This is a genomic window from Cupriavidus sp. 291-E7 (genome assembly GCF_057798835.1).
This window is the reverse complement of sequence record NZ_JBYOJV010000024.1, coordinates 1-14934: the sequence shown is the minus strand read 5'-3', so window position 1 is coordinate 14934 and position 14934 is coordinate 1. Positions and strand designations below refer to the sequence as shown.

15 protein-coding genes and 3 pseudogenes are annotated in these 14934 nt (G+C 57.5%); 9 read left to right on the top strand and 9 right to left on the bottom strand.

The genetic code is table 11. The features are described from left to right. Positions 1 to 659: 659 nt before the first annotated feature. Complete coding sequence (locus AC3FLX_RS28950; protein WP_488700778.1) at positions 660 to 3296, top strand: RHS repeat domain-containing protein; 2637 nt, start codon at positions 660 to 662, stop codon at positions 3294 to 3296. 16 nt (positions 3297 to 3312) lie between these two features. After that, a complete protein-coding gene (locus AC3FLX_RS28945; RefSeq protein ID WP_488700777.1) occupies positions 3313 to 3549 on the top strand; it encodes a hypothetical protein in 237 nt (78 codons plus the stop codon). Positions 3550 to 3803: 254 nt separating this feature from the next. Here the strand turns inward: AC3FLX_RS28945 and AC3FLX_RS28940 are convergent, their stop codons facing one another. Further along, positions 3804 to 3983, bottom strand: a complete 180-nt coding sequence (locus AC3FLX_RS28940; protein ID WP_488700776.1) for a hypothetical protein — start codon at positions 3981 to 3983, stop codon at positions 3804 to 3806. 316 nt (positions 3984 to 4299) lie between these two features. Here AC3FLX_RS28940 and AC3FLX_RS28935 point away from each other — a divergent pair, with 316 nt between their 5' ends. After that, positions 4300 to 4596, top strand: coding sequence for an isochorismatase (locus tag AC3FLX_RS28935; RefSeq protein WP_488700775.1), 297 nt, complete (start codon positions 4300 to 4302; stop codon positions 4594 to 4596). Further along, positions 4589 to 4810, top strand: a complete 222-nt coding sequence (infA, locus tag AC3FLX_RS28930; RefSeq protein ID WP_488700774.1) for a translation initiation factor IF-1 — start codon at positions 4589 to 4591, stop codon at positions 4808 to 4810. Before AC3FLX_RS28935 ends, infA begins: the two co-directional genes overlap by 8 nt. A 517-nt stretch (positions 4811 to 5327) precedes the next feature. Here infA and AC3FLX_RS28925 read toward each other — a convergent pair. After that, positions 5328 to 5756, bottom strand: a pseudogene (locus tag AC3FLX_RS28925) (IS30 family transposase); the annotation flags it as partial. Positions 5757 to 6886: 1130 nt separating this feature from the next. Beyond that, positions 6887 to 7150, bottom strand: coding sequence for a hypothetical protein (locus tag AC3FLX_RS28920; protein ID WP_488700773.1), 264 nt, complete (start codon positions 7148 to 7150; stop codon positions 6887 to 6889). A 214-nt stretch (positions 7151 to 7364) separates the two neighbouring features. Between AC3FLX_RS28920 and AC3FLX_RS28915 the strand changes: the two genes are divergently transcribed. After that, the gene (locus AC3FLX_RS28915) at positions 7365 to 7649 is read left to right on the top strand and encodes a hypothetical protein (protein WP_474230696.1); all 285 of its coding nucleotides are present in this window, start codon (positions 7365 to 7367) and stop codon (positions 7647 to 7649) included. Between the two features lie 159 nt (positions 7650 to 7808). On the opposite strand, the gene AC3FLX_RS28910 is transcribed toward AC3FLX_RS28915, so the two are convergent. The 3 genes and pseudogenes from AC3FLX_RS28910 to AC3FLX_RS28900 form a co-directional block, all read right to left on the bottom strand. Further along, positions 7809 to 8012 (bottom strand): cold-shock protein, encoded by a 204-nt coding sequence (locus AC3FLX_RS28910; RefSeq protein ID WP_008646235.1) that lies wholly within the window; start codon positions 8010 to 8012, stop codon positions 7809 to 7811. Positions 8013 to 8348: 336 nt separating this feature from the next. After that, entirely contained in the window at positions 8349 to 8510 is a 162-nt protein-coding gene (locus AC3FLX_RS28905) for a hypothetical protein (protein ID WP_488700772.1), read from the bottom strand. 803 nt (positions 8511 to 9313) lie between these two features. Next, positions 9314 to 9664 (bottom strand): annotated as a pseudogene (locus AC3FLX_RS28900) (site-specific integrase); the annotation flags it as partial. Between the two features lie 624 nt (positions 9665 to 10288). On the opposite strand from AC3FLX_RS28900, the pseudogene AC3FLX_RS28895 reads away from it, so the two are divergent. Then, positions 10289 to 10576, top strand: a pseudogene (locus AC3FLX_RS28895) (hypothetical protein). Between the two features lie 36 nt (positions 10577 to 10612). On the opposite strand, the gene AC3FLX_RS28890 reads toward AC3FLX_RS28895, so the two are convergent. Further along, complete coding sequence (locus AC3FLX_RS28890) at positions 10613 to 11470, bottom strand: transglutaminase-like domain-containing protein (RefSeq protein ID WP_488700771.1); 858 nt, start codon at positions 11468 to 11470, stop codon at positions 10613 to 10615. 782 nt (positions 11471 to 12252) lie between these two features. Here AC3FLX_RS28890 and AC3FLX_RS28885 point away from each other — a divergent pair. The 3 genes from AC3FLX_RS28885 to AC3FLX_RS28875 are packed head-to-tail and all read left to right on the top strand — an operon-like array spanning position 12253 to position 13057. Continuing rightward, positions 12253 to 12447 (top strand): hypothetical protein, encoded by a 195-nt coding sequence (locus tag AC3FLX_RS28885; protein ID WP_488700770.1) that lies wholly within the window; start codon positions 12253 to 12255, stop codon positions 12445 to 12447. 6 nt (positions 12448 to 12453) lie between these two features. Beyond that, positions 12454 to 12783: a hypothetical protein gene (locus AC3FLX_RS28880; RefSeq protein WP_488700769.1), complete on the top strand. Its 330-nt coding sequence runs from the start codon at positions 12454 to 12456 to the stop codon at positions 12781 to 12783. 13 nt (positions 12784 to 12796) lie between these two features. Next, on the top strand, positions 12797 to 13057 hold the full coding sequence (locus AC3FLX_RS28875) for a hypothetical protein (RefSeq protein WP_488700768.1): 261 nt from the start codon (positions 12797 to 12799) through the stop codon (positions 13055 to 13057). A gap of 121 nt (positions 13058 to 13178) precedes the next feature. Here the strand turns inward: AC3FLX_RS28875 and AC3FLX_RS28870 are convergent, their stop codons facing one another. Then, on the bottom strand, positions 13179 to 13502 hold the full coding sequence (locus AC3FLX_RS28870) for a hypothetical protein (RefSeq protein WP_488700767.1): 324 nt from the start codon (positions 13500 to 13502) through the stop codon (positions 13179 to 13181). A gap of 274 nt (positions 13503 to 13776) precedes the next feature. Then, a protein-coding gene (locus AC3FLX_RS28865; protein WP_488696234.1) for an IS3 family transposase occupies positions 13777 to 14864 on the bottom strand; the annotation gives its coding sequence in 2 pieces (ribosomal slippage) (positions 13777 to 14612 and positions 14612 to 14864; 1089 coding nt in all). Positions 14865 to 14934: the final 70 nt, after the last annotated feature.

Here is a 14934-nt window from a genome sequence, read left to right as displayed (position 1 = left end):
ACACTAGTTCTTGCACACGCACCTATCAGCTTACATTGGCGGCGCCGGAGCCTCGCAGTAGTGGCAGAAACTGCTCAAGGAACAGGGCACGTCAAAAGATCATAGCAACTCCCTTGCAAGGAGGCTTGTTGCTGCGCTGAAGGATGTGCTTGGAATTCGGAGTTCCTAAGGCGGCTCGACGACAGCCCGCAGTAAAGCAGGGAGTCGCGTCAGCTGTGGTCGGAGGTCGGGTATTAATGTGAGCCGTCGCTCGGTTCGACCACGGCGATTGGCTGGAATCGACCCATCTGGGTCATTGCACTACCAAGTCCTCAATGGCCGAAATCGACCGGGATGCCGTCACTCGGCGGTGACAATCTGCAGTGCCAAATAGCCCGATGGCCGAGTGCACCAACGTGCCAGCAGGACTCACCGAGCACGACCGATACCCAAAGTGCGTATCGGATTTCAAATCAGCTTATATCTGATGTGAATTTTGCGATGCCTCGCGCAGCGCACCTTTGTTTAGACTCGCCCAAAATCAATCAACGCGGCGCTTCGGTAGCCGTGCTTACGGGAAGGGTCGAAACGTGCGATTTCATATTTTGGGAAAGGTCTACGCCTGCGCGCGTAAGCGATATTTGTCCTCGGGTCAATGCACCATCCCCCCGGCAAAGGGCATGAAGCAGATTCTGCTAAGTATTGCGCTGATCATCCTGTTGGCTCACGCAGCGCCATCAAAGTCGCAAAGCGCTAGCAATCTGACCTGCGCGGACGTGCCGAAAGGCAAGATCATCCGTGCGTTATACACAAAAGAAGGACAGCCATCGGTGCTCGCGTATTACGCGGGGGGATATATTAGTCCAGTTGGAGCCTCTCCCGTAAGTCCTCCGCCGGGTACGGTACCGTCGAACTATGCCTATGCAGATGTCATTCAGTACTGCAAGGACAAAGACGGATATAACTACCATGTTGGCATATACACGCCAGAGTCCCCATGGAGGATTTCCGCGACCGGGAATACCTCAAATTTTCCTGGGACATCTATTCCCGTTAATTCGCTTAGGGAACAAAGCTGCACGGTTGGAAATCCATGTTCTGTTGGATCTGGATTAAAGCAACAAACCGAGACGGACTACATTGGGACTGGCCCTCAGCCGCTCACCCTCTCGCGGGTGTATCGGTCCAGCACTCTCGTGGCGTCCGGTGATGGCTTTGGAATGCTTTGGATGCACCAGTGGCAACGCCGCCTTGACCTATCTCGGTACTACAGTACGACGCCGAGATTGGCCGCGCTGCGCGCTGACGGGACCTCAACGACCTTTACGGTCAGCAACGGCGTCTGGACCGTGACGGACGGCAAGGGCGACCAGGTCGTGGCCGTGTCGGACGCGGGCGGTACTGGCCAGGGCTTTCGGCTCAACGACCGTAGCAATGACCGCACGGAAGATTACGACGCGAACGGCAAGCTTCTCCTGGTCAGGGGGCGCAACGGCTGGACCACCGCGCTCAAATACAGCGACACCGGTACCGCGGCATCAGTGGCGCCCTATGCAAACCTCTTGATCGAGGTCCGCAACCAGTTCGGCCAGACGATCCGATTTACCTATGACGCGCTGGGCCGGATCAACGCGGCGACCATGCCAGACGGATCGATCGTTCAGTATGGATACGATGCCAATGGGATGTTGAATGCCGTGATCTATCATGACGGCACGCAGCGCAAGTACCACTATGAGAACACTCAGTACCGCTGGCTCCTAACCGGCATCACTGACGAGAAGGGCGTCCGCTTCGCGACCTACGCCTATGATTCGCTCGGCCGTGCCATCAGCACTGAGCATGCTGGCGGCGTCGACAAGTTCCAACTGAGTTTCCTCGGCAACGGCCAGACGTCGGTGACCACCGCGGACGGCAGCAGCCGCACCTTCACCTCGGAACTGCAGGGCAACTTGCTGCGCGCGACCGGCGCCTCGGCGTCCTGTCCCGCATGCGGGGACATCGCCAAGGCAGTGACCTACGACGCGGCGGGGAATGTCGCGAGCAAGGTGGATTTTGCGGACAAGGAGACGCGCTACAGCTACGACGTATTCGGCCGCGAAACCCAGCGCATCGAGGGCTACGGCACCGCCGATGCGAAGACCACGACCACCGAGTGGCATCCGACGTGGAACTTTCCGGCACGCGTCACAAGGCCCGGACAGATCAACAATTTCACCTATGGCAATGCAGGTCAGTTGCTTTCCTATGCCTGGCACACATCTGATGATGCCAGTGGCAGCAAGGGATTCCAAGCTGTTCCAACGGGCGCAGAGAGCAGCACCACCTGGACGTACAACAGTCAGGGATTGGTAGAGAAGGCGACCGACATTCTCAATGGCGTGGCCATGGGTGATTGGACCTTCAGCTATGACAATGCTGGGCAGTTGCTTTCGCTGGCGAACGACTATGGCCGCGTTGGCAACGTTGTTTCACGTGATGCTGGCGGGCGCATCACGGAGGCCGTGAACACTGACGGACAGCATCTGCTCATGCAGTACGATGCGATGGGCCGCCTCACGTCCAGAGACGTGGACGGTGTCGTCACGACCTACACATACAACGAGATTGGACTGCTGACGGCTGTCCAAGGCGCGACTAACGTCATGTTCGAGTATGACGCGGCCCATCGGCTCATTGCATACCTGCTGCCGGAAGGGCAGACGATGCAGGTGAGCGACATCTCCAATCCATTTGTGATTGCTTCAAGCATGTCTTCGAACAGTACCAAAGCGGCACCGCAGGAAAGCCTGTGGGTGCGCGTGTGGTCCACGATCAAGCGCTGGCTTGGATTCTTGGTCGGCGATGCCAATGCTCAAGCAGGGTGGCAACGAACGCCTGTTTCCCCGATCGGACCATCCCAAAGTCGCGGCTTCCCTTCAAGCTCGATCGACGCCGATATACTGGAACAAGGAACTGGTTCGCGGCAGTGGCCTGATCCCGGCGTCATCTTGGCGACCTGGACAACACAGGTCATTGAGAAGGGAATTCAGGCGGCCAAGGAAGCTGTCTGCGGAAACGACGAACCATGTCCACCCTGTAAAACGATGACAGGAAAGATTGTTCCGGAGCGAACCATTGGTCATCGCCCACTGGACACTCCTCCACCAGGCAAGGTTCAACATGGAATCGATGGACCGCACTACAACATTTACGAAGCTCGTCAGGCTCCCAGAGGCACGCCTCGTCCGTGCAAGTGTTGGTGGAAGCGGATAGGCGCGGTTAGGCCTGCTGAATTACCTGCAGGTGCAATGCCAATTGAGCCTTTCTTGGACTGAGAATAAGGGGAATTTAATGAGGTACTTTGATGGGCAGGACGTTCTGGTTGGCGACATCGTCGGCATGGGAGAGGACGAGGGAGGCGTCGTTGTATGCGATATCGGATCTGGCATCTATACGCTGGAACATCCGGAAGCTCAGTGGGGACATCTCAAAAAGGGCGTGATGATCGATTTTCCCCGCTACGGCTTGATCCACTATGAAGACCAACTGGACGAGGACATTCACCTCGTCGCGCGAGGGCAGAACTGAAGACGGCAACTAGTTGGCCGGCATTGGGGACGCGCTGTTGGCCGAGCAACCTTTCCAGCATTTGACCTTTGCGGCAGCTTGGCGTGCCCATGTGGCGACGCGCGCGAAAACGTGTACGACGAACACGCATCCCTAACCAATGACTGTTCGCCCAAGTTCAGCGGCAGTTCATGTCTGTACAGCAGACGCTCGCCGGCCAAACGGCAATGTCCGAGTCTGGCCGGGATGCGCCCCGATCGCCAGCCAGGAACCCATCAGACTTCGGTTTGCTCCGCCATTTCGCGCGCGTCGTCTACCTCGATGCCAAGGATCTCGAACTGCACCGGCCGCTGTGTTCTCTGCTGAATCACCACCGCAAATGGCGCCGGCGATGCGCGCCAGCAGCGCATCGCCAGATAGTGGTATGATTCAAGTTCGATCGCGACAGTCGACACCGTTCGACGTCACATGCGCCGGCCAATAGAAAAGCACCAGCGGCCTGTCGGGTGTACACCCGATTCGTATAGGGCGACAGTCGCCCACAACCATCCGACCGGCGGTACGCCCGCTCCGCAACTCTCGCGCATGTACTAGGCGCACAGCTTGCGCAAGCACGGTCCATCTCACGCCAGTTCCTCCGCTGCGCTGATGCGCAGACCGTGACACTGACTTCTGCAACGACGAGCGATTACCAGGCAAGCGCGCACAGCCCATACGGGTGGGTGTTGGAGGCTGCCTTGGGATCACACGCGCTTCCGATTAGGAAAATATTTGAAACACGACATCACTTCGTTCACCGTATCCGTGTACCCCATCCAACAAGAGCCGGACGTATGGTTTGCAAACTACATGATCTCCGAGTACAGGGACGGTGCAGAATGCATCGTTGCCAACGTCTCAATGCGCCACGCCACGCACCACTCCGAGACCAAGGCCAAGCAAGCCGCCCACCGCGCGGGTGAAATCGTCGCCACACGCATGCGCCTGCAACAGGCTGCGCAGCGGCGGGCGGGCGACGCAGCCTGCCGCGTAAAGGGCCCTGCCGCAGACACGAACTCCCGTGGCTAAAGAAGAACTTGTGGAATTCGGGGGCCGAATGTCCGAAGTCCTTCCGGACAATCGCTTCCGAGTGATCCTCGAAAACGGCTTCGAGGTCTGGGCTTACTCGTCGGGGCGGCTTAAGAAGAATCGCATTCGCGTCCTCACTGGTGACCGCGTCACGCTTGAAATGTCGCCATACGACCTTACGAAGGGTCGGATCAACTATTGTCACAAAGCCTGAAGGGCAAGAGGCCAGCGGGCATGTCGCTCTGCGCAAACTGTCTCACATTGACGTGTGATACGCCCGGAGCGCCTGGTCATGTTGACCTGGGCATTGTGGATACCCAGCGGCGTAGGATCCCTCGATCCGTTACCGTCACCATTAGTACGTTCCGCTGTTCGCGCTGCGGCGCGATCTGGCGTTATCGCGAAGCGAAAGACAATGATCAACAAGGCTGGTCGCTCTTGAAAGGGGCATCGGCAAGCGAAGGCCGCTGACTGCGCCGGACAGGCGGTTTGTAAGCTGACACTCGTCCCTCTTCTCGGCCGACCCGGATACTTCAAGGTCGGGTCGTGGCCTAGTCGCCCAGCTACTGGATCTCCGGACAAGCTTTCTTCAGTTGAGCCGCTACCCGTCGCCGGTAATGTCTTCCTTGATTTCGATCCTGACAACTCCTGTTTTGCGGTGAAGTCCTCATGCGACCGATGGACGACCGCTTTGCGCAGGCGTATGCCACTGGCCGCTACTGGCTGCGGATTCAACCGGTCAACGCAACAGCTTGATGGAATCGTTCTGCCGGCGTATCGAAGTTTAGTGTTTTGCGTGGGCGTTCATTGAGCCGCCTGGCTATGGCGTTTAGCTTGGCTTGCGAGTACACCGAGAGATCGGTGCCTTTCGGTAGGTACTGTCTCAACAGGCCATTCGTGTTCTCGTTGGAGCCGCGTTGCCACGGATGCTGAGGATCGCAGAAGTAGACCTGGATGTCAGTGGCCACGGTGAAACGCTTGTGGCCAGCCATCTCCGTGCCACGATCCCAAGTCAGCGACTTGTATAGTTCCTGTGGCAGCTTGCCTGCGTGCTTGATCAAAGCGTTGACTACAGCCTCAGAGTCCTTGCTGGCAATCTTTACCAGCATCACGAACCGGGTCTGGCGTTCGACCAGTGTTGCAATCTGGCTGTTGGCGGTGACCAATCGTTGCGAGGATTCCGAGCCAATGGCATAGGCGGCGGCGCCGGGGCCGCCTATGCTTGGGAGACCCCGGCGCCCGCTCACCTTTCTCCAGCCCTTGGTGCCGGGCGTCTTTTTCGGCTTCGCAGGCCGCCGCGCGAGCCTGCCTTCACTGCCCACGGAGTATCGACACGGCGGGGCGGTAGGCAACAGCGATGGTGCCGTCTTTGGGCAGCGACAAAGTGCCATCGCTCGTTGATCGAGGCAAGAATGAGGCGCTTGACCGTTTGAGAAACGTGTAGAAAAGCGCCGCCTGATTAACGTATGTGATGTTATCCATTTCGCCAAAACGACACGCGCATGGTCTACTTGGGGCACGTTCTTCGAACTAGTGCATGCCCGCCTTGAGCGGGCCCACTGATGCGGGTTTTCTTCTGCACGTATAGCTCGCATTCCGGGCACCGCTGGCCCGAGCCACAGAAACGGCGTTCGACACGCTGATGCGCAAAATGCAAGCGTAAACGCATGGATTTGAGGCAATTCTCCCGCCATCTACCCAAATTCTTGGCATGCCGGGAGCCGTGACTTCTCGCGGAGCGCCTACGTTCGTCACTTCTCGCCGTCACTTGGCTTCCGAAAGTCGTCGGACGTAAATTTGCCTGATATCCCATGACGACATCCTCGCCGGCCGGGGATGGGCTATGGGGCAATGCCGCAAGTTGCCCTGCGCTTCGCAGGGCAATGATGGCGACGGACGAGCGTGGGCGTGTCCTTCTGACCGCCGCAGCGGAGTCAGCCGCTGGCCTGTGCCGTGGCCACGGGTGCCAATGGCGCTATGACTGTCGGAGTACCACAGCACTCCCCTGGAAGCTTGCACTTCAGCCGACGGGGCCTGGAATGCGCCTATCAGTAGTATCTGACAACGCGACACGAAAATGGTACGCGCACTACGCCGTCACCTGTTCATCTCGTCCGTGGTCGAGCCGGGATATGGCCTACAACGATTTCAGAGCCTACGCCCAGTTGAAGCATGCAGGCCTCACGCGACCACCCATCGCTGCATGAGCGATTCCTCTGAGGGCCCGTTCACGCCGATGTGGTCCGCATGGGCGGCGCCAGGGAGGCTGCTGGCTCAGGTCGAGTGCACCTCAGGCGAGTGGACCGCGCAATAGGTCGATGGTCAACTGACCCCGTTGTACCCCGGCGCGTTCGGCCGCTTCACGCGAACCGTAGGGACTGACATGATGCAGTAGTCCCGAGAGACGTGTGTCGCCTGACCCGGCGTGGATACTGACTTCATAGCCCCAAGGGCGGCCGATGGCGGTCGCCTCAGTGCCCTCGATAAAAAAAACGCGCACGCGCATCACGAGACCGCGATAGGTCTGCATGGTCGTATTGATTGCATCGTTCACTTGCCTCTCCGGAAATTTTGGCCGAAGCGGCGGCTGGCCGGCGGCGCCGGAGGTGGCGAGGCAACTTCAGCCTGCGCCCGAAAGAAAGGCAGGGATGTCAGCCGTTGTCCTATACCACGCGTGTTTATTTGCGCGGGACCTGCATGCGCAAATAAAAGCCGGCGCCGACGGAGAATCGGCGTAGAGTGGGTACCCTACCCAACGGGAGCGTGTCATGGACAATTATCCAGCAGCAAACAGCAAGGGTTTTGACCTGTACCCGCTCGTCTACAAGTACGATCCGCCGCGCGAATGGCATGAGCGACGTCCGGACCGCAGCTACAGCGCCTCGGTCGTGATTTGCCGCGAGGGGATAGCGCCGTCGGCGCAGAGCGGGCGCGTGTTCCAGGTACCGGACGCGCAGTGGGCAGACCTCGGGTCGGCCAAGCGCGCCGCCGTTCAGTACGGGGAAGACATCATCGAAGGGCGGATCACGGGCGGGTCCATCGTCGGCCTGTGAGACGGACTGCTGCGCGTGCAATGCGCTATCGTGTCGATGCATGTGTCAAAGCGCGTGTCGGCTCGGCACTTTCAGCATCATGTACGACAATTGATTTCCGTAGCAACAAAAAACCCCACCTCTCTTCTTGGCGGGGTTTCTCAGGCTTTGAGATGTAGATCAGATTGGTTCAATCTTCGTTGCAGCAGGGCCCTTTTGGCCAACACCGGCGACGTAACGAACCTTTTGGCCCTCCTGGAGCGATTTGAAGCCGTTGCCTTGCACTTCCGAGAAGTGTGCGAACAAATCGTCTCCACCTGCGTCAGGCGTAATGAAGCCAAAACCCTTTGAATCGTTGAACCACTTTACAGTACCGGTTTCCATGTACGGACTCCTTAAAGTTCTCACCGAGCCAGAAATGCTGGCGAGGCATGACGATCAAGGAGAAAACTGGAGAGAAAGTGGCGTTGCCGGGGCGAGCACCTAACGCTTCGAGATTACGCTTGAAGATCCTGCACTATCTCTTGTACAGGCATACCTCGTGATCGTCAATGAGTATCGTACGGCAACTGTTATATGTACTCGTTGAACGTCATGGCTGCCTGATGTCTGCAGCACATCCCACTTTCCTGAGTGAGTTCGACGCCCACAGGGCGGCGTACGAGCGCTTAATGGCCTGGTCCCTCCGATCGTAGTGCGCTCAATACGTGTCAAAGTCCATCAGCAATCGCTGTCGCCCCAGTCGTCGTTGATTTGTTCGCTGTCGCTGACGGTAACTTGCTTGCCGGCATTGCGACAAGTAACCCCTTGCGTGCGATGGCGCATCTTTACGATCTTTGGGTTAAGCCAGTCCATGAATAACGTCGACAGCGAAGTTGCCATAGTACAAGGCTGCCTGCTCCGCTGCCGTACAGGTGTAGTAGTCGTCTTCGTCAAAGGATTCACCAAACATCCGATCATCCCTTTCCGCCGTATATCGGATGGCCATCATGTAGCTCCATTTCGGTTCTGGAGCGCTTGCTCGGAAGGGCACGCAAGAGGCCTGGAATGTCAAAGTATGTATGAACATGCCTCGATACGCATGGCAATGCCAATGGATTCGTTCGTGCATAGTGGACGCTGATTGTCATCGCATATCTTGGGTCAATATTTTTACCCCAACCGCACAGACCATTACCAGCAAGGATGTGGAATAGCTGATAGCACCAAGCCAAAAAAACCTCCTGCCTGGTGCACCGCTTCGTCGTTGGTGCCATTCAAAGAAGTGCGAGAGGACAAGCAAAGTAAAGCTGCAGGAGTAAATTGCTACCACACCTTCTCCCCAGAGATTGAACGGCAGACCCGCTGCAGTAGGCTAGTCAGCCATGCTGGCGCAGGAACGAAATAGGCAGCAGCTAGGATTGGATCGTCGGCAAGTGAATTTCCACAACTCGCATTCGATACGCAGGTATGGAACTCGCATGCGACCAGGGGTGCTTGTCTCCCCGCTGTCTTACAGCAATCTGTGCCTCGCAAAGTGTGGCGCGGCGAGAAGATCAAGGAGACTGCGTTGAAGAGGAGCGGCGTAGAAGATTTTGACGGACGATTCCAAGTGTCGTGGCCACTTGAAGGTCCTGCTTTGTTGGTTATATGGGACGACGCAGCGACAGTCAATGAGACTCTTTCTGTCTTTCTGCTGCGGACTGGTCGGTCGTCTTTGATCGACGAGCCCAATCGAAGGCATCAACGCTTTCATGTGTCTGCTCGGTGATCTCGAGCTGCACCGATCGATGGGTCTTTTGCTGCGTTACTATTGCGCGCGCAGTCACGTGGCCGCCGTGGCAAATGTCCTGGACCAGCAGCCGAGTCAGATCGCAAGCTCGAAGTTTGCTATCGATTGCTAGGTTGAACAGCGCCAGCTCTCGCGCGTTCGAGGACATCTGTAGCCTTGTTCGAACGGCCCAGATTTCCTTGAGCTTCAATGGCGGCTTCTGACCCGTGATTTTTCCCTTGTTCCAAGGTGTGCGAGGTGCGGCAGGAGAGCTTTGGGTGTCCATGACGATGTCCTTTCAGACGAAGGGAGTTCTAGTTTGTGCCTTCTTCAACGGTCGTCGTCCGACCTATCGGAGAAAATTCAGGGAGCGGTAGCAAGAGGCTTGGGCAGATGTGTGCTTTCCGCCGTAGGGCGGTGAGAGACGTGGCACCGGAGGTCCTGGTGGTTACAGCGGCATCGGAAAATTGGGTCGCGCGCGCACCTGTTTCAACCACGGGCAACAAGGCTGCGATCGCTCGCGCCCGCGCTTGGGCGTTTGGGTGGGAGGCGGAATATCTCAGTCGCAATGCCTGCGACAGGACTCTCACGCCTGGATCATGAGTGGGACGGATAGTTCCCTATGCCGAAGACTAAGCGCGTATGCTAAGGCTGCCAACCGGCAAGCAATGCAACAGGAGTTCCTATGGCAAAAAGCCAACTACGCGGTAACCGTGAAGCGAAAAAGCCAAAGCAACCCAAGAAACCTTCCATACCGGCAACCCCATTCAGCACGGCTCAGTCGCGGGTTCGGGGCGACGGTCTTGCCAAGAAGAAGTCGTAAGCCAGGAAAGTCCCCGGCAAGGTGCGACATCACCGCAGGTCGATATATCTTCATTCAACGAATGCCGACCGATGAGGGACTCGCACCATGATCAATCCTGACACAGGCTCGATAATCCGAGGCCTGCCATTTACCGCCGAGCAGGGCTCGGAGGTTCGCTACTATTAGAGCAGAAGAACGAGGCTTGGCAAGCCATTGGATACCCCGGAACTACGTGGGATGCTCGAAGACATGTTGCTGCCTCCGAAGTCCGAGGACGGTGGCAGGGAAGATGTTCTTCTGGGGCTGTCGGCTGCCGCAGAACGTGCGGCATCGTTCGTCGACGATGCCATGGAGCCGATTGCGTCATACGAGGATTGGAGTGCCGCCATGTAAATTGAGAGGATGAAGGGTGAAGCGCGCTAATGCCGGTTACCAGGTGGAGATGGCGCTTGTCGTTGCGAGCGGCAGGTCGATCCCGGCAGCCGGGTCAGATATAGGTTGGATCGCGATAAAGGGCCGCTTCGATTCGACCTTGCCGAATATGGCGGCAAACGGAATGTCGGCAGCATCCCGTCCGGTGCCAATGCGCAGCAGGCCAGTGGGAATGGACACCCCCGAAGGATCGAGGAGGTACCACCCGCCTGAAAGGAACACCTCGACCACCGCGTGAAAGTCCGGCGCGCCCAACGCAGGATCGGCGCCATAGTCCACGCTGCTGGACATACGGGCCGGAATACTCAGTGCCCGGCAGATTGCGATCATCAGGTGGGAAAAGTCCCGGCATACGCCGGTGCGCTCGACAATCGTATCGATCGCCGAGGTCCGCTCATTGGTGGATCGCGAAAGAAAGCGCACATGGTTGCGCACCCACTCCCGAATCGCATACACGCGCGAATAACCCGGGCGCATGCGGCCAAACTCGCGCATGGCGAACTCCATCATGCGGTCGGATTCGCAATACCGGCTCGGCGCCAGGTACGAGAGTACATCGAAGGGGAGTTTGGCGACGGGTACCTCCGCTAGCGACATGCCGTCGTCCAGACGGTGATCGATGTCTACCACAGTTTCATAATGGATGGCCAGCGGGCCCTTGTTCGCACGTAGCCTGAGCAGGCGGTTGCAGAGCGGATCCGTGTAGCGAGCGGCGTCAACCGGTGGCGTGAGCGCCAGACGCTCGGAGACAACGGTCTGTCTTGCGGTCTTTGCAGCTTCGATAATCAACAGAAAGTCTCCTGTGGGATCCAGGATCTCATAAGACAAGTTCACTGAGTACCGAAGGCGGTTCATTTCTGACCTTGTGCGACATGGAGGTGGAGACGATGTCGGCCGCTTAGAACGGCTCTGACCCATCCAATTTAGTGTAGCGCCAGAAGTGAGCGAGCGATCTGTGGCAGCGGGCACCGCAGAGGTGCGTGGTGTACCGCCTGCCTGACCAATTTGTAAGCGGGTTAGGACGGGGTGCATCGCACCCCTATACTGCTAGGTGAAGTGTTTCAGAAGCTAAGTGCTTCTGGTCCGCCTATCTTCGTTTCCGGGCCTTCCCCCTCGATGACGTCTTAGGACTGGTGACTCCTGAAGTCACTCATGGGGATCCCTGGAAAATTCATGCAAGATGCCAAGCGGCGACCGCCGTTCGCTCAGCCCCCTAGTAGCAAAGCAAGCCAGTCTTTCTCCAGGATCGATGGAGTCGATGTCTGGCGTGGAGGACTCTTGTCCGCAAGACCAATCGCAAAGCTGGTCTCTGCAATCGTTGCTGCTCTTCCACGTTTCAGGCGGGCGGAGCCGTCCTCTCATCGTGATGAAGATGCCGTAACAATTCTGAGCAATGCGATATTGGTGGAAATGATTACCTGCTGGCAATGGGAGCTCGGTGCCCACGGCGGCCGGGCTGGCATAGCGACGGCAGTGTTGAAAAATGGTCCATGCGCACGTTGCTGTATTTCAGTCTGAGAGATACTGCCGCGGCACGACTGGCACAAGCGTGATCGCGCGATTTGGCCGGCGCCCGGCACTCGTCGCAGGGCCGTGGTGTCCAGCGCTACAATCAACCCGTCGACGGATTGCCGACGATGGACGTCAGTCAGACAACGTACCTCGAAGAGGTTGCGATCACTGGAATTTTCGTCGGCGTGCTTGCCGCCGCCGGCGCCACGGCTGGTGCGTATGTTGGTGCCGTCATGCTTGACGCGGTGATCGGATGGTGGCTCTGCGGATTGCTCGGCGGCAAGATCGGTCGCCTTGCACTGTGGCGTTCGAATCCCTAGGTGCCGATGGTGGATCCTACTGCTCCGGACTCACATCAGCTTCAATCCCTACTGGTCGTGTATTACTTCGAAAAAATCAATGGAAGGTTGAAGATGGCTATGGATCGCGTGACGGAGTACCGTGGTTTCGATATCCATGTTGATCTCAATCTGGCATCCAGGGACATGTTCGACGTCTGGTTCCAGGTTGAGGGGCCCATGAGTCCGCCAGGCGTTGCAGCGATTGGCAAGCGAATCAAAGTCTTTGGTGGGCCATACTCCAGGCGTTGGGCTTACCTGGTGGCGGAGCTGGGAGGACGGGCCGCGGTGGACGTTATTCTTGGGCCGGATGAATGAGCGGAGGTCAGATATGCAAAGACGCGCCACGATTGGTGAATATGAAGTGTTGATCGAAGCGGGGCAACACCACGGTCCCACTCAGTTGGCCGGAACGGTTGGCTACGTCGTACGCTACTCGCTTGCTTGTACGGATTGCGTGCCCGTCAGAGGCGATCTTCACAGCGTACATTCTTTCGATCTCATCGACGGCGCCAACTACTTTCGTAGCGTCGATGCGGCGCTTGACTATGGAGAGGCAAAGGCTCGCGATGATGTTGCTACATTGTCGTGAAAAGTAAATCGGACACATTCCGGCATATCAGCGTATGCTCGGTCCTCGTCGCAATAGAGCTCTAGTGCGATGGAGCGTTGTGACAGCGAAGAAAGCGGCAGCATCAAGGGGAGTACATGCATCAACTATCGTCACAAGCTTTCAGGGAATGCGGCGTTTCCGCGTTCCCTGAAACAGCGATCATTGTTGACGCCATCTTGGAATAGGCCATCTTCGTCGAGGTCCGGGCGAGAATATAGTTTTGGATCCCCATAACATTCCAATCCGCGAAGCAAGAAACAATGCACGGCGTAAGCCAATAAGGTCCGAGGTGCAAATGCAGCGAGACAAATCTTTGTTGGATAGAATCCTCTTGGCGCTGCGGGCCGAGATCCAGGCATCGATGACCGATCTTCAGCTTGGCAAAGCTATTGGCAATGTCGATCCTTCCAGACTGGCCCATCATCTCCTGCTCCTGCAGGACCATGGACTGGTGGAAAAAACCCCAAATATGGCGTGGCGCCTGACGTGGAGCGGCCACGATCGAGCAGACGCCAGTCTGGCATCCTAGCCTGCTAGCGCCAGGCAGCTGACACGTTCGAGAATGCCGACATTACTAGTGTTCTCTCCCGCGATTGGCCCTCAATGATCTTCTCGCGTGTCCTGAGGCGCCCGCGCCGCGAGACTGATGCCGCTCCAATGGTATTCCCCCCATTTCTAGCGGTCGCTGGAAGTAGAGGCTAGGCCATGATGGCCGATCGTTGTTTCGGGGTAATGCCACCGAGCGCCATATTGGGGCGTTCGTGATTGTAAGACCATAGCCATTTTGTCGCGTAGTCCTGGACTTCGGCGACGGTCTCGAACAGGTAATGCGCCAGCCAGTCATACCGCACAGTCCGGTTGTACCGCTCGATATAGGCGTTCTGTTGAGGCTTGCCTGGCTGGATGAACTGCAACCTGATTCCCCGCTTGCGGGCCCAGTTCTTCAATGCTTCGCTGACATACTCCGGGCCGTTGTCACACCGAATCGCCTGCGGCGGCCCTCGCCACTCGATGACCTGATCCAGAGCGCGGATCACTCGCGGTGATGGCAGCGAGAAGTCCACGTCGATGCACAGGCCTTCCCGGTTGAAGTCGTCGATGACATTGAACAGCCGAATGCTGCGGCCGTCGGCCAACTGGTCGTGCATGAAGTCCATCGACCAGCTTTCATTCAACGTCAATGGCACCGCCAACGGTTCGGGCTGCTCACGCACCAGCCGCTTGCGGGGCTTGATGCGCAGGTTCAACTCCAACTGCCGGTAGATACGATAGACGCGTTTGTGATTCCAGCCAAAGCCTTTGACGTTGCGCAGGTACAGGAAGCACAGACCGAACCCCCAGTTGCGCTGGTTGTGGGTCAGCTTGACCAGCCAATCGGCGATGACGTCATTCTCCGTCGAGCTCTTGGCCTGATACCGATAGCACGTCTCGCTCACGCCAAAGGCAGCGCAGGCCGTCTTGACCGTCAGGGCGCGTTCTCGCACGGCACGCATGGCCATCTCACGTCGGTGAGATGGCCTTACCACTTTTTTTCGATGGCTTCCTTCAGGACATCGGCCTTCAGGCGTTCCTCGGCATACATCTTCTTGAGGCGGGCGTTCTCGGCTTCCAATTCCTTCATCCGTGTCATCAGCGCCGCATCCATGCCGCCATATTTGGCCCGCCATTTGTAAAAGCTAGCGTTGCTCATGCCGTGCTCCCGGCATAGCTCCGGAACCGGTGTGCCGGCTTCGGCCTGCTTCAAGATGGCGATGATCTGGCTGTCCGTGAATCGGGAGGTCTTCATGCAAATTTCCTAAGGTACCGCTGATAGAAAATTCTACTTCCCGCGACGCTTACTTTACGGGGGGAATACC

Coding starts and splice junctions, on each gene's coding strand:
- AC3FLX_RS28910 (WP_008646235.1), bottom strand. CDS start 8,012: ATGGAAACCGGTACTGTAAAGTGGTTCAACGATTCAAAGGGTTTTGGC.
- AC3FLX_RS28880 (WP_488700769.1), top strand. CDS start 12,454: ATGGTGGATCCTACTGCTCCGGACTCACATCAGCTTCAATCCCTACTG.
- AC3FLX_RS28875 (WP_488700768.1), top strand. CDS start 12,797: ATGCAAAGACGCGCCACGATTGGTGAATATGAAGTGTTGATCGAAGCG.
- AC3FLX_RS28915 (WP_474230696.1), top strand. CDS start 7,365: ATGGACAATTATCCAGCAGCAAACAGCAAGGGTTTTGACCTGTACCCG.
- AC3FLX_RS28890 (WP_488700771.1), bottom strand. CDS start 11,470: ATGAACCGCCTTCGGTACTCAGTGAACTTGTCTTATGAGATCCTGGAT.
- AC3FLX_RS28885 (WP_488700770.1), top strand. CDS start 12,253: ATGGACGTCAGTCAGACAACGTACCTCGAAGAGGTTGCGATCACTGGA.
- AC3FLX_RS28945 (WP_488700777.1), top strand. CDS start 3,313: ATGAGGTACTTTGATGGGCAGGACGTTCTGGTTGGCGACATCGTCGGC.
- AC3FLX_RS28950 (WP_488700778.1), top strand. CDS start 660: ATGAAGCAGATTCTGCTAAGTATTGCGCTGATCATCCTGTTGGCTCAC.
- AC3FLX_RS28905 (WP_488700772.1), bottom strand. CDS start 8,510: ATGGCAACTTCGCTGTCGACGTTATTCATGGACTGGCTTAACCCAAAG.
- AC3FLX_RS28870 (WP_488700767.1), bottom strand. CDS start 13,502: ATGATGGGCCAGTCTGGAAGGATCGACATTGCCAATAGCTTTGCCAAG.